Origin of the sequence: Mesorhizobium ciceri biovar biserrulae (assembly GCF_001618845.1) — a bacterium.
Classification (GTDB): domain Bacteria; phylum Pseudomonadota; class Alphaproteobacteria; order Rhizobiales; family Rhizobiaceae; genus Mesorhizobium; species Mesorhizobium ciceri.
On record NZ_CP015064.1, the window covers coordinates 5,054,581 to 5,068,686 of the forward strand.

Sequence of the window (14,106 nt, forward strand, 5' to 3'; positions counted from 1 at the left end):
CTCCGGGTTGTCCCTCTACCCCTCGCCCGACAGGTCCCGGCGCGCCTTGTCGAGTTCCTCGGCATAGCGCCGCATCAAATGGCCTTCGGTCAACAGGCCCAGCACGATATGGTCGGTGAAATCTTCGACCACGGCGAGTTCTTCCGCGCCCGCCCGCTGGAATGTTTCCGCGGCGGCCTGCACGTTCATGCTCGGCACCAGCACCGCGTCCTTGTATTTGGCGAGATCGCGCACCGGCACCTCGCCATCGGACGGATCGCTGTGCAGTTCGGCCACGATCAGCACGCCGACATAGTGGTCGCCCGCATCGACGGCGATGACGCGCTGGGCAGAGCCGAGCGGCACCTCCTTGCGGAAGGCTGCCAGCGTCGTCGAGGCATAGATGGTCTTGATGTCCTTGCGCATCATCGAGCCGACTGTGAGGCTGCGCATCCAGCCGACATCGTGGGCGCTGCGGATGGTCTCGCCGCGCAGATGGAAGCGCCATGTCGAGAAGGAGTAGCCGAAGGTTTCGCGCACCAGGATGGCCGACATGATCGAGGCGGCCAGCACGACGCCGGTCAGCGTCAGGTCGCGGGTCGATTCCAGCGCCAGGAAGGTCATCGTCAGCGGACCGCCGACGACGCCGACGGCGAGCGACGTCATGCCGACGACGGCGGCGACGGCAGGGTCGATGCCGGTTGCCGGAGAAATAACAAGCATCACATCCGCGAACGCCTTGCCGAGCAGCGCGCCGAGGAACAGCGAGGCAAAGAACAATCCGCCGCGAAAACCCGACCCCAGCGAGACCGCCGACGCCGCCAGCTTGAGCACGAAGACGCTGGCCACCACGGCCAGCCCGTAATTCATCGAGAATTCGCGATGCAGCGCGCCATGGCCGCTGGACAGCACCTGCGGCGTGATCAGCCCCAACAAGCCAACGATGACGCCGCCAATGACGGGGCGCAGCGACGCATCGATCGACAGCCTGGCGAAACCGCGCTCGATCAGCGTCACCAGATGCATGATGGCGATCGAGGCGGCACCGCCGAGCAGCCCGAGCAGCAGGAACGGCACATACTGGCTGGCGGTGAGCGCCGGCAGACCCGAAAGCTCGAGCGGGAAAGGCACCCCGCCGAACATTTCAGCGGTCAGCGAGGCTGAGATCGCGGCGGTCATGACAGGCGCGACATTGGCGACCGAGTAGATGCCGATGACCAATTCGAAGCCGTAGAAGGCGCCGGTCAGCGGTGCATCGAAGGCAGCGGCGATGGCGCCGGCCGCACCACAGCCGACCAGGATACGGACATCGTTGCGGCGCAGCCTGAAGATGCCCGCCAGCCGCGATGCCAGCCCGGAGCCAACCTGCGTGTAGCCGGCTTCCAGCCCGACCGAGGCGCCAAAACCGCTGGAGATCATCGTCTGGCCGGCGATGATGAAGGTGTCGGTCAGCGACATGCGCCCGCCATAGAGCGCATTGGCTTCGATCGGGTCGATCGGTGTGCGGAATTTCCGTATCCGGAGCCAGACCACCGTCAGCCCCAGCAGTATGCCGCCGATCGCCGGTATCAGCGCCTGCATCGGATTGGCGAGCGAGAACATGCCGGAAAGCCGGCCGCCAGGCTGAACGCCGAACAGCAGCCCGTGCAGGTCCTGCACGATCTGGCTCATCGCCGTGACCAATATGCCAGCCATTACGCCTACGACACCGGCGAGGATGACCACCACGATGCCGCGTGCCTCGAGCAGGGGCAACGACCTGATCAGCACCGCGCGCAGCCGGCGGGCATAGACTTCGCTGTGGTTTCTGGAAAGCACCGGGGCGGCTCGCCGATATCGAAAGGCAGTGGAAAGCCAGCCTGATACGCCCGGCGGCACGGCATGGCAACCACAATGCCGACAGACACCATGTTGGCGACAGCGCGATATCGATCGGCCGATGGACCGTTCAGGTCGACATGGGCTCGCCGGCTTCATAGAGCACGAGGTTGCGCTCGCCTATGCCAAGCGCCGGCCAGCTCGCACGCCAGTCCGCAATGTGCGGCGAGGCGAAGTGCGCGTCGAGCGCTGCCCTGTCGCTCCAGACTTCCGTGACCCGGATGAGCCCGGCATCGAAAACATCCTGCGCATAGGAATATTCGAGACAGCCGGGCTCGGCGCGGCTGCCGGAAACCATGCGCTCCATCGCGGGCTTGGCTTCCTCAAATTTGTCTGGCGGCAAGCGGATGGTACCGATGATCAGAAGCATGGGGTTTGCCTTCTTTACGAGGCCGGCCGACACGGCGACCTGCGCATGATCGTTGGAACTAGCCAGTCTCCCACCCTCGCGCAAGCTTGGCGGACTACCCTCACAGGGCTGTCGCGCGCTCGGCAGTCTATGGGGTTTGAGGACGATATGGCGATCAGCGAAAGCATTCAGCCCGGCGCGGCCGCCAAGAACGGCCGCGACGTCTTCTTCGCCATCGGCATCGTCATCATACTTGCCGTGCTGTTCCTGCCGATCCCGGCCTTTCTCATCGATGTCGGCCTCGCCTTTTCGATCGCGCTTTCGGTGCTGATCCTGATGGTGGCGCTGTGGATCCAGCGGCCGCTCGATTTTTCGTCTTTTCCAACCGTGCTGCTCATCGCGACCATGCTGCGGCTGTCGCTCAACATCGCCACCACGCGCATGATCCTGTCGCATGGCAATGAAGGGACGCATGCCGCCGGCTACGTCATCGCCGGCTTCTCCAAGTTGGTGATGGCCAGCGACTTCGTCATCGGCCTCATCGTCTTCATGATCCTGATCGTGGTGAACTTCATCGTCATCACCAAGGGCGCCACGCGTATCGCCGAAGTCGGCGCGCGCTTCACCCTCGATGCCATCCCCGGCAAGCAGATGTCGATCGACGCCGACCTCTCGGCCGGCATGATCGACGACAAGACCGCGCAGCTGCGCCGCCGTGAACTGGAAGAAGAATCTTCTTTCTTCGGCTCGATGGACGGCGCCTCGAAGTTCGTCCGTGGCGACGCCATCGCCGGCCTCATCATCACCGCCATCAACATCGTCGGCGGCATTGCCATCGGCTACATCAGGCACGGCATGGGCATGGGCGAAGCCGCCGACGTGTTCATCAAGCTGTCGGTCGGCGACGGCCTCGTCACCCAGATACCGGCGCTGATCGTGTCGCTCGCCGCCGGCCTGCTGGTCTCCAAGGGCGGCACCCGCGGCTCGACCAACCAGGCGGTGTTCGGCCAGCTCGGCGCCCACCCGCGCGCCCTCTATGTCGCGGCATCGCTGCTGGTGCTGCTCGGCTTGATGCCCGGCCTGCCGCTGTTCCCGTTCTTTGCGCTCGCAGCCGGCATGGCCGGTCTCGGCTACGTCATCCCGATGCGCGCCAACCGTGTCCTCGCCGAAGCCGAGGCGATCAAGGACCAGGAAAAGGCGACCAAGGTCGAGGAGGAGAAGAACTCGGTCAAGGCCTCGCTCGCCACCGCCGAGATCGAGCTTTTGATCGGCAAGCAGCTGTCGACAAGGCTGCTGACGTCGCATCAGGAACTGGTTTTCCGCATGGGCAAGATGCGCAAGAAATTCGCCACCCAGTACGGCTTCGTCGTGCCGGAAGTGCGTGTCGCCGACGATTTCGCCATCCCGCCGAAAAGCTACCAGATCAAGGTGCACGGCACCGTGGTGGCCGAATACCAGATGCGCGTCGGCGAGATCATGGTGCTGCTCGGCAATCGCGACGTACCCGAGATACCGGGCGAGGAAATCCGTGAGCCGGCCTTCGGCATGCGCGCCTATTCCGTCGTCGAAGCCTTCGCCGAGGATCTGAAGCGCGAGAACTACACCTTCGCCGACAACATGTCGGTGCTGCTCACCCATCTCTCCGAGGTTATCCGCAACAACCTGCCGCAGCTTCTGTCCTACAAGGACATGAAGGCGCTGCTCGAACGCCAGGACCAGGAATACCGCAAGCTCGCCGACGAGATCTGCACCACCCACATCTCCTATCCCGGCCTGCAGGCGGTGCTGAAGCTGCTGCTCGCCGAGCGCGTCTCGATCCGCAACCTGCACCTGATCATCGAGGCGATCGCCGAGATCGCGCCGCATGTGCGCCGCACCGAGCAGATCGTCGAACATGTCCGCATCCGCATGGCCCAGCAGATCTGCGGCGACCTGTCCGAGGGCGGCGTGCTGAAGGTGCTGCGCCTCGGCAACCGCTGGGACCTCGCCTTCCACCAGAGCCTCAAGCGCGACGCCAAGGGCGAGGTGCGCGAATTCGACATCGACCCGCGCCAGCTCGAGGAGTTCGGCCAGGACGCCACCAAGGCGATCAAGAAATATCTGGAAGCCGGCGAACGTTTCGTCCTCGTCACCGCGCCCGACGCCCGCCCCTATGTGCGCATGATCATCGAGCGGCTGTTCACCACGCTGCCGGTGCTCAGCCACGTCGAAATCGCCAAGGGCGTCGAGATCAGGGTGCTCGGAACCATATCGTGAGCGTGCTGTCGCAAGGCGTCGTCATCGCGGCGTTTCTCGCCTTCTGCCGCATCGGCGCCTGTTTCATGCTGATGCCGGGCCTGTCCAGCGTCCGCGTCCCGGTCCAGGTCAGGTTGTTCGTGGCGGTCGCCGCCACCGGCGGCCTGCTCGCCTTCCTGTGGGACAAGATCTTTCCTTTCGTCGACCCGCGCCCGCAGATCCTGGTGCCGATGATCATCTCGGAACTTCTGGTCGGCGGCCTGATCGGCGCCATGACCAGGCTCTACATGGAAGCCCTGCGCTTCATGGGTTCGGCCATCGCCATGCTGGTCGGTTATGGCGGCACCGGCGGACCGGCGATCGAGGAGCCCGAACCCCAGGCAGCCCTTGCCGCCATCATCTCGTTCTCGGCGCTGTTGATGCTGTTCGTGTTCGATTTCGACCACGAGATAATACGCGCGCTGGTTTCCTCCTACACGGTGGCGCCGGTCAACATCTTCTTCAACCCGCAGGCAGCCCTCGTCGATGTCACCGACACGGTGTCGGACACCTTCTTCCTGGTCATCCGCCTCGGCAGCCCGTTCGTCGCCTATGCCATTCTCGTCAATCTGACGATCGGCTTCGTCAACAAGCTGACCCCGCAGATCCCGATCTATTTCATCTCCCAGCCCTTCATCATCGCCGGCGGCATGATCATCTTCTATTTCGCCGTCGGCACCATGCTGTCGCTGTTCGTCGACGGCTTCGTCGACCTGACGCTGGCGAGATGACCATGAGCACGCGCAAGGACCGCCTCAAGAAACTGGTCAAGGTGCAGGAACAGCTGAAGGCGCTGCACGAAACCCGCCACGCCACCTTCCTTGCCGCGGCCAGTGCCGCCGAGGCTGAAGCCAGGGAACTGGTCGGCCATTTCGACCAGGCCGATTCGCTTTCCGCCCTGTTCCCCGATCTCTACCACCGCCGCATCGCCCAAGCGGTCGTGCGCCAGGAGGCGAACCTAGCAAGCGCGAAGCAAGAAGCCGGCCTCATCGCCGCCGCGACCGCCCGCACCAACATGGTTGAGCGTGCCTACAAGGACGTGCGCAACCGCGACGAGCGCGAACGCTCCGACCGCGAGCGGCTCGACATCATCGCGCAGAAGCAGGGCGAGGAATAAGCTGAGGGTGTTCTGCTATGGGGCCAACGGTGAGCGTCATTGACCAGGTTGCGAATGGCGGCAATCTCGGTCTTAGGGGCGGGCATGGTGGCTTCCTGAGAGCGGACATTGCAGGCTGCGCATCGAGGTCCTGCCGCGCCATGAACAGTCGATGCTTCGGTCTGGAAGCAGCCGTTGAGCAGACGTTCATTGCACGGCGGCGGCCGCGGTGAAGATGTAGCCAACGCCATAGACGACCTTGATCGGCGCGGGCAAGCTGATGTGCTCCTCCAGTTTGCGGCGTAGCCGGCTGACGACTGCGTCGAGATGCCTGTTGTCGAAGTTCGACCTGGGACGGGCGACAAGCTCCACCAGATCCTCGCGCTGGCAGATTTCGCCGCTACGGTTGCAGAGCACGTTCATGAAGGCGAACTCGGCCGCCGTCAGTTTAAGCGAACGGTGATTGGGCGCGATCAGCATCCAGTTCGTGCCGTCCAGCACCCACCGATCGCTGCTGCCGTTGGCAGAGTCGGGCGGGGCTCCCGTCCGTCGCAGCAGGCTGCGAATTGCGGCGTCGATCTCGCGCAGCGTGCTGTGCTTGACCAGGTAGATGTCGGCGCCGCTCTCAAAGCCACGGATACGGTCGTCGCTGTCACCGAGCGCCGTCAGCATGATGATGCCGCAGGCATGTGATTTGCGGATTTCGGTTGCCAGATCGAACCCGTTCCCATCGGGCAGCCCGACATCGAGGATGATGACAGCGGGCGAGCTGCCGTTGGCCAGCGTCTGGCGCAATTCCCCTGCCGTGGCGACGCCTTCGGCCGTGAAGCCCGTCAGTTCCAGGAAATCCGCCAGATCCTTGCGCAGCCGGGGCTCGTCCTCGACGATCAGAATATGCGTCATGCGGTCAGTTCCTCGGGCGAAAGTCGATCCGTTGCCTCGCCTGCCAGAGGCAGGCTGACGATGGACGTAATGCCCTGGTCGTCGTTGGCGAGCAACTGCAGCTTGCCGCCGTGATAGGCCAGCAATTTGCGCGAAGAATAGAGGCCGAGACCGGTTCCGGTTCCCGCCATCGTATTGGAGGCCCGGAAAAAGCGCCTGCCGATCTTGTGAAGCTCGGCCTGTGGAATGCCGATGCCACGGTCACGCACCCGAATGACCGCACTTCGACCTTCGCTGCGCACATCGATATCCACTGGCTGGTGCTCCGACGAATATTTGAGCGCATTGTCGATGAGGTTGATCAGGACGGTCGCCAGCATCTCGGGATCGGCGACAAGCGAAACGGCGTCGTCATCCGCCGTAAAGATCAGGCGCTCGCCGCGCCCGGTCATCCCGAAATGCAGCCGCACATCGGCAATAAGCAAACCGACGCGTATCATCTCCGGCTGAAACCCGCTGTCGCGATCATTGGCCATGAAGCGGTCGATCAGGGAAAACAGGCGATCGAGCGCCTCGCCAATGCCGGCAATCCGTTCTCGTGTCGCTTCGGGCGACTTGTGGCCGACAAGGCCGATCATGTCGGCCGCGTTGCGGATGATGGCGAGCGGGGTGCGAAACTCGTGGCTGACGACGCGCATGAAGTCCGCCTGCTCGTCGCGAAGCACACGTTCGGCCGCCAGGCTCGCGTTCAACCGGCTTTCCAGCCGTCGTCGTTCCCGTACCTCCCGCGACAAGGCGATATTTTTCTCCAGCAGCGCAGAGGACAGCCGCGAACTGACCATGAACAGCAGGCAGCCGAAAAAGGCGATCAGGAACAGCGCGCCCTGCAGCAGATACCAAGCGTTGCGGTCGGCCAGAACCGAGGCGCCTTGAAAATCGACCGGCAGCCGGTATTCGATGATGCTCTGGAGAACGCTAGCCGCGATATACTCGGCAAGCACACCGATCGTGATCCAGCGCAGGAGGGTTGGTTGCGTCCGGTCCCGCATCAGCCCAAGACACATCACCGACATCATCACGACCGTAAAGAAGGTCGATGCGTGAATGCGTATAGCAATGTCGCCCGGATCCATCGCGAGGGCGGCACTCCATGCGACAATTTGGAAAATCAGCAGTGAAATGCTGATCCAGGTATAGCGTGGCTGTCCCAGAAAGCGCGCCAGACCCTCGGCCAGCAACACCAGGCCTAGCTTGATGATCGTGTTGTGGAGCACGATGGCCCAGGCCGCCGGCTGCTCCCCACGCAGGAGAATCAGCAGCACCCCCGCCGCGATAGCGACGAAGCCGGCCGCAAGAAACTTCAACTCATAGAGGCGGCGCCACGCCAGCCACACAAACAACCAGGTGACGGCCTGCAGGCTTGCGGTTGCAAACGTAACAACCAGAACGGTCTTCAGATCAAGCATGGTCGAGTATTCGCACGGGGTTCCCCTGCCGCACCCCCCGATGCGCCAAATGTTGAATCTCGCAGGAGTTGTGCGGGGAGGCAAGCGCGATCCGCCCGTGCAAGAATTGGTCAGAATTCAATAGAATTGATCGGTGGAATTGTCGGGAGAGGACGTTTTATCATCGGCCGCGATCGTCTTGGTGGTTTCGCCGGGCGGATTGTGAGGAAGCAGTCGGGCGATGTGCGTGGCGGACGCACGCGACCCGACGCAGCGGCAAGCGATGATTTTTCGCGGGACGCTCGGCGATCGGGCCGGCCGCGGAATCGTTGCTTGCGGCACACGGGGGGAATTCCATGACAATTCGCGATCGTCGCTCGCTCATGCGCCCGCTTGTACTTTTGTGCTCCACGGCGCTCGCGGGGTCGTTGCTGCTGCCAGTCATCCTGACGGCGCCGGCGCATGCACAGGCTCTTTATGGTGCGACCGGAGGCAGGGGCGGTGATGGTGACGTAGACAGCAACGGTGGCGATGGTGGCGATGCAGGTGACGCCGGCGTCGCGGGCAACGGTCCGGATGCAGGGACCGGTGGGGCGGCCGGCACGCAGGCCATTCCAGACGGTGGAAATGGTGACAACGGCGGCTCCGGTGGCGGTGGTGGTGGCGGCGGCGGTGGTGGTTACAGCAATATCATTGCTGGCGATATTTCCGCGCCCCTCAATGGTGGCAATGGAGGCTATGGCGGCGGCTTTTTGGACGGAGGCTATGGCGGCGGCGGCGCTGGTGGCGATGGCGTGCGTAATGAAGAGGTGAACCCGGCAATTTCCGTGACGGCTGATGTTCATGGCGGCGATGGCGGCGATGGCAATGGCAATGGCCCGTTTGCCGGCGGCGGCGGCGGCGGCGGGGGCGGGGGCGCCGGCATGGTGCTTCTGAACAACGGCGCCATCACTGTTGAAAGCTCGGCCACCGTTGCTGGCGGAAACGGTGGCAATCCTGGCGCCAATTTCGGCGGTGGTGGTGGTGCGGGCATTGTTTTGAACGCCGGCGGCGACTTGACCAACCATGGCGATGTCCTCGGTGGCACGGGCGGGGCTTTAGCCACTGGCGGAACAGCCATTGTGATGGGAGATTCTGGCAGCATCGTCAACGACGGTCGCATTACCGGTGGCCGCGCCGGGGTTTCTGCATCCGCCGGTGCAGCGATCGACCTCAGAAATGGTGGGACGGTTTTTAACAGCGGAGTGATCATTGGCGGCGAGGGCAACGGTGGCCATGCCGGCGGCTCTAACGGCCCTGCTGGCGGAACCGGCAGTGGCGGCGCCCCCGGCTATATTCCCCTGACGCCCAGCAATGGAAACGGTGGTACCGGCATCGTTGGGGCCAATTTGGCGGTGCTTAACGTTGGGGAGATTACTGGGGGAGATTCTTTCTTTGGCCGGGCTAACGCCATCACCTTCACCGGCGGCGCCAACACGCTTTCCCTGCGAAACGGCTCGATTATCACCGGCAATGTCGTGGTGGAGAGTGGCGCGACCGGCTCATTGATGCTCGGGGACTATGACACGCTGCCTTCCACACCGGCCTTCGATGTCTCGAAGCTCGTGAATACGGCCACGGTAGGCGCGAGTGACGAGTTCGTCGGCTTCACGAGCTTTAACAAGGCCGGGACGAATACCGTGACCCTGACCGGCACGGGTGCGCAGGACTGGACCATCGATCAAGGCACCTTGGTCGGCGACACCAACAGCTTCGGCGGCAATCTCACCTTCTCAGGCGTGAACACCGGCGCCGTCGTCTTCGACCAGGCGAGCGACGGTACCTATGCCGGGACCATTACCGGCCCCGGCCATTTCGGCAAGGCCGGCGCCGGTACGCTGACGCTGTCGGGCGACGCTTCCGACCTCGCGGGCAACCTGGGCGTCATGGGGGGCACGCTCGACATCGACACACAGTTCACCTCTTTTACCGGGATCATTGCTACTGACGGAACTGATCCGGACGAGTGGGCAACCGCAAGAGTTTCAGGGTCGGCCACCTGGACTGCCGACGTCCTTAGGGTCGGGGATTCCAATGGGGATTCCAAAGGGAAAGGGAGCTTGATCGTCGAGAATGGCGGTCAGGTTTTCAACGATTCGGGAGTTGTGGCGTATGGCGCGGGCAGCACTGGCTCCGCGGTGATTTCCGGAAATGATTCGGGTTGGACACTCGTTGATGCCATCGCAGTTGGTCTCTTTGGCAATGGATCGCTCAGCATTGAAAATGGCGGGCAGGTTTCCAGCGGCAACAACGCCATTGTTGGTTGGGATGCTCAAGCCACCGGAATTGTGAATATTACGGGCCCCGGGTCGGTTTGGACAGGCGACTCCATCATTGCCGTTGGCGTCTTGGGCAAGGGCACGCTGACTCTGTCGGAGGGCGGGCAGGTTTCGCTTGCCGGGGGTCCTGCTATCGTTGGGTTGGCGGCCCAGCCAGGATCATTCGGAACGCTCAACATCGGTGCGGCAAGTGGGGAAGTGGCGAAGGCCGCCGGCACGGTTGATGCGGCATCGATAGCTTTTGGCGCTGGCACAGGCACGGTTGTGTTCAATCATCTGGGAAATCCCGATGGGTCCGATCTGATTTTCAGCCCTTCCCTGACCGGCTTGGGGACCATCCTCCATGAAAGCGGCACGACCGTTTTGGCCGCGGACAGTTCCAGCTTCACCGGTGCCACCACTGTTGCAGGCGGCACGCTTCTTGTCGGGAACCATGCCAGTGCCGGCTTCCTCGGTGGCACGATCAATGTCGAGGACGGCGCCACGCTCGGTGGCTCGGGCACGGTGGGCACGACGACGGTTGCCGATGGCGGGCATATCGCGCCAGGCAATTCGGTGGGTACGCTGACGGTTGCAGGAAATCTGGGCCTCTCTTCAGGGTCGATTCTCGATTACGAATTCGGCAATCCAGGCGGTTCAACCGGCTCTCCGGGGATAAGCGACCGCATCGGGGTGAGTGGCAATCTGACGCTCGACGGTACGCTCAATCTTGCGCAGAGCGGCGACGTGGCCGATGGCACGGCGGGCCTCGGCTATTACCGGCTGATGACCTATGGCGGCAGCCTCACCGACAACGGCCTGGAGATCGGCACGAAGCCGCCGCTTTCCGATCCGGCCGCCTATGAGATCCAGGCGGGCGGCGGCAATGTCGACCTCTTCATCGGAGCGGCCGGCGACGACACGCTGCAGCACTGGCAAGGCGGCGACGGGACCTGGAACACCACGAACGAAAAATGGCTGAACCAGGGCGGCGATACTCTCGTCTCCTGGGCAGGAAACCATGCGGTGTTCAAGAACGAACCGGGCGGCTTCGACGGCGGCACGATCGCCGTCGAAGGAGCGCAAAGCTTCAAGGGCCTGCAATTCGTCGACAGCGGCTACCGCCTGGAAGGTTCCGGCACGCTCGCGATAGATGGTTCCGACAGCGCCGATGGCAATGCCGAGATCCGCGTGCTGGCCGGCACGGCAGCCACCATCGCGACGACGATTACCGGCGCGGGCGGGGTCAGCAAGACGCAAGGCGGCACGCTCGTCCTGGAAGGCAGCAACAGCTATCAGGGCGGCACGCGGCTTCTGGGCGGGACTATTTCCGTTTCGTCCGATGCCAATCTCGGCGCCGCAAGCGGTGCCCTGACATTCAATGGCGGCACGCTGCGGAACACGGCGGCCTTCACGACCGCGCGCAATGTCGATCTCGGCGCGGGCGGCGGCACGTTCCGGACCGATGCCGACCTGACGGCGAACGGCGTCATCTCCGGGACCGGCGCGCTCACCAAGACCGGGGCCGGCGGGCTGGTGCTTTCGAGCGCCAACAGCTACGCCGGTGGGACGACGGTTTCGGCAGGATTCATCACCGCGGCGACGACAGGCGCGCTGGGCAGCGGACCGGTGAATGTCAAGGCCGGTGACCTCCGCTTCATCAATGATGCAAGCGCCGAGAGCCTCGACATCGTCATGGAAACAAACGCAACGATGCGCTTCGATGGCAGTGCGTCGGCGGGAACGGCGACGATCGTCACTACCCAAAGCCGCATCAACTTCAACGACGAAACATCGGCCGGTGCGGCTTCGATCACCGGCAATGGTAGCAGGACGTCCTTCAACGGCAATTCGAGCGCCGCCAATGCCACGATTGGCGTTACAATCCAAGGAACGCTCGACTTCTACGACACCGCGTCTGCCGGCAGCGCCGCCATCACTAACAAGGGCGGCTTCGTTGGCTTCCATGGCGCCAACACCGCGGATGGCGCCACGATCATCAACGATACCGGGGGAAAGGTCGACATCTCCGAAATGACGTCGGACGGTATCGCGATTGGCTCGCTTTCGGGCGATGGTCTCGTCTTTCTCGGCTCGAAGTCGCTGACGCTTGGCGGATTGGATAAGAACGACACCATCGGCGGCGTCATCCAGGATGGCAGCACTGGCATCGGAGGGAGCCTCGTCAAGACCGGCGCCGGCACGCTGACGCTGAACGGCGTCAGTACCTATACCGGTCTGACCACCATCGGCGGCGGCAAGCTCGTTGTCGGCGACGGCAGCCATTCCGGGGCAAGCATTGCTGGCGCCATTGCGGTTGCAGCCGGCGGCACGCTCGGCGGTTCGGGAACGGTGGGTACGACCACGATCGCTTCTGGCGGCACGATTACGCCGGGCAATTCGATCGGCACGCTGAATGTGTCAGGCGATTACACGCAGGAGATAGGCTCGACCTACGAAGTCGAGATCAATCCGGCCGGCAATTCCGACCTGATCGACGTGACGGGCAAAGCCACCATCCAGGGTGGCACCGTCTTCGCGCTCAAAGCGCCGGGCGGCTACAGTGCCGGAACCCGCTACACGATCCTGAGCGCGGATCAGGGCGTGACCGGCACCTATGATGCGTTCGACCAGAACGCCCCGTTTGTCGATCTGGCACTCGCCTATGACGCCAGTAATATCTATCTCGACGTTGCCCGCAATGACGTGTCGTTCTGCGACGTGGCCGGCACCCGCAACCAGTGTGCCACCGCCAATGGCGCCGAAAGCGCCGGGCCGGGCAACCCGATCTACGATGCAATCGCCGGCCTGCCGGACGATGAAACCGCACGCGAAGCCTTCGATGTGTTATCTGGCGAGATCCATGCGTCCGCCAAATCGGCGCTGATCGAGGACAGCCATTTTGTCCGCGATGCCATCAATGACCGCCTGCGTGCGGCCTTCGAGGGGGTAGGTATCCCGGCAACGCCGGTGCTGGCCTATGGCGAAGGCGGTCCGATGCTGGCGCCTGCCACCACCGATCGCTTTGCCGCCTGGGGCACGGCTTTCGGGTCATGGGGTTCCTTCGACGGCGACGGCAATGCCGCAGGCCTCGATACCTCCACCGGCGGCTTTCTTACCGGCGTCGACGGCCTTGTCGCGGAGGATGTGCGGCTTGGCATCATGACTGGCTACAGCCACACGAGCTTCGATGCCGACGGCCGATCCTCGTCAGGCTCGAGCGACAATTATCATCTCGGCCTTTATGGTGGCACGCAGCGGGGCGCTCTCGCCTTCCGCTCCGGGCTTGCCTATACGTGGCATGACATGAAGACATCGCGCTCGGTGGCCATGCCCGGCTTTGCCGACAGCCTGAGCGGCGACTACAACGCTGGCACCTTCCAGGCGTTCGGGGAACTCGGCTATCGCATCGATACGCCAGTCGCGGCCTTCGAGCCTTTTGCCAACCTCGCTTATGTCAACCTGCATACGGACGGCTTCACGGAAAAGGGCGGTGCGGCGGCATTGACCAGTGCAAGCCAGACCACCGACGCCACCTTCACCACGCTTGGTCTCAGAGCCTCCGCCGGCTTCACGCTCGGCGCCATCAATGCCACAGCGCGCGGCATGCTGGGCTGGCGCCATGCCTATGGCGACGTCATACCGACCAGCACACATGCCTTCTCTGCCGGTGATGCCTTCACGATCGCTGGCGTGCCGATCGCCAAGGACAGTGCCGCCATCGAAGCGGGGTTCGATCTCAACCTGACCGATGCCGCAACCCTCAGCGTCGCCTACCAGGGTCAGTTCGGCTCCGGCGTCCAGCAGAACGGCTTCAATGCAAAACTCAACGTGGAATTCTAATCAAGCGGGAAGGATCGTTCCGGAATGACTGCCCCTGACGGAAAAGGGGCTATTCAATCCGCT

Annotated in this window: 9 protein-coding genes; 4 read left to right on the top strand and 5 right to left on the bottom strand. The window is 63.3% G+C overall.

What is annotated here, in order from left to right; all coding sequences use genetic code 11:
• Nucleotides 1–15: 15 nt before the first annotated feature.
• Nucleotides 16–1,797, bottom strand: a complete 1,782-nt coding sequence (locus tag A4R29_RS23790) for a chloride channel protein (RefSeq protein WP_063168927.1) — start codon at nucleotides 1,795–1,797, stop codon at nucleotides 16–18.
• Between the two features lie 130 nt (nucleotides 1,798–1,927).
• Entirely contained in the window at nucleotides 1,928–2,227 is a 300-nt protein-coding gene (locus A4R29_RS23795) for a putative quinol monooxygenase (RefSeq protein ID WP_063173790.1), read from the bottom strand.
• A 147-nt stretch (nucleotides 2,228–2,374) separates the two neighbouring features.
• Between A4R29_RS23795 and flhA the strand changes: the two genes are divergently transcribed.
• The 3 genes from flhA to A4R29_RS23810 are packed head-to-tail and all read left to right on the top strand — an operon-like array spanning nucleotide 2,375 to nucleotide 5,597.
• Entirely contained in the window at nucleotides 2,375–4,462 is a 2,088-nt protein-coding gene (flhA, locus tag A4R29_RS23800) for a flagellar biosynthesis protein FlhA (protein ID WP_027161423.1), read from the top strand.
• A complete protein-coding gene (gene fliR / locus A4R29_RS23805; RefSeq protein WP_063173022.1) occupies nucleotides 4,459–5,211 on the top strand; it encodes a flagellar biosynthetic protein FliR in 753 nt (250 codons plus the stop codon). The genes flhA and fliR overlap by 4 nt, the downstream gene beginning before the upstream one ends.
• 2 nt (nucleotides 5,212–5,213) lie before the next feature.
• Nucleotides 5,214–5,597: a hypothetical protein gene (locus tag A4R29_RS23810; RefSeq protein ID WP_063168930.1), complete on the top strand. Its 384-nt coding sequence runs from the start codon at nucleotides 5,214–5,216 to the stop codon at nucleotides 5,595–5,597.
• A 186-nt stretch (nucleotides 5,598–5,783) separates the two neighbouring features.
• On the opposite strand, the gene A4R29_RS23815 is transcribed toward A4R29_RS23810, so the two are convergent.
• From A4R29_RS23815 to A4R29_RS34690, 3 genes are all read right to left on the bottom strand, one after another.
• A complete protein-coding gene (locus A4R29_RS23815; protein WP_013529766.1) occupies nucleotides 5,784–6,479 on the bottom strand; it encodes a response regulator transcription factor in 696 nt (231 codons plus the stop codon).
• Nucleotides 6,476–7,924 carry a sensor histidine kinase gene (locus tag A4R29_RS23820; protein ID WP_063173023.1) on the bottom strand — a complete coding sequence of 483 codons (1,449 nt, stop codon included), beginning with the start codon at nucleotides 7,922–7,924 and terminating at the stop codon, nucleotides 6,476–6,478. The genes A4R29_RS23815 and A4R29_RS23820 overlap by 4 nt, the downstream gene beginning before the upstream one ends.
• A 110-nt stretch (nucleotides 7,925–8,034) precedes the next feature.
• Nucleotides 8,035–8,970 (bottom strand): hypothetical protein, encoded by a 936-nt coding sequence (locus tag A4R29_RS34690; RefSeq protein ID WP_167355186.1) that lies wholly within the window; start codon nucleotides 8,968–8,970, stop codon nucleotides 8,035–8,037.
• Nucleotides 8,971–9,027: 57 nt separating this feature from the next.
• Between A4R29_RS34690 and A4R29_RS23830 the strand changes: the two genes are divergently transcribed.
• Nucleotides 9,028–14,043 carry an autotransporter domain-containing protein gene (locus A4R29_RS23830; RefSeq protein ID WP_244506980.1) on the top strand — a complete coding sequence of 1,672 codons (5,016 nt, stop codon included), beginning with the start codon at nucleotides 9,028–9,030 and terminating at the stop codon, nucleotides 14,041–14,043.
• The last annotated feature ends 63 nt before the right edge of the window (nucleotides 14,044–14,106 follow it).

Excerpts from the sequence above, each read along its gene's own strand:
- A4R29_RS23795 (WP_063173790.1), bottom strand. The coding sequence starts at position 2,227 with ATGCTTCTGATCATCGGTACCATCCGCTTGCCGCCAGACAAATTTGAG.
- flhA (WP_027161423.1), top strand. The coding sequence starts at position 2,375 with ATGGCGATCAGCGAAAGCATTCAGCCCGGCGCGGCCGCCAAGAACGGC.
- A4R29_RS23810 (WP_063168930.1), top strand. The coding sequence starts at position 5,214 with ATGAGCACGCGCAAGGACCGCCTCAAGAAACTGGTCAAGGTGCAGGAA.
- A4R29_RS23815 (WP_013529766.1), bottom strand. The coding sequence starts at position 6,479 with ATGACGCATATTCTGATCGTCGAGGACGAGCCCCGGCTGCGCAAGGAT.
- A4R29_RS23820 (WP_063173023.1), bottom strand. The coding sequence starts at position 7,924 with ATGCTTGATCTGAAGACCGTTCTGGTTGTTACGTTTGCAACCGCAAGC.
- A4R29_RS34690 (WP_167355186.1), bottom strand. The coding sequence starts at position 8,970 with ATGGTTGGTCAAGTCGCCGCCGGCGTTCAAAACAATGCCCGCACCACC.
- A4R29_RS23830 (WP_244506980.1), top strand. The coding sequence starts at position 9,028 with ATGGGAGATTCTGGCAGCATCGTCAACGACGGTCGCATTACCGGTGGC.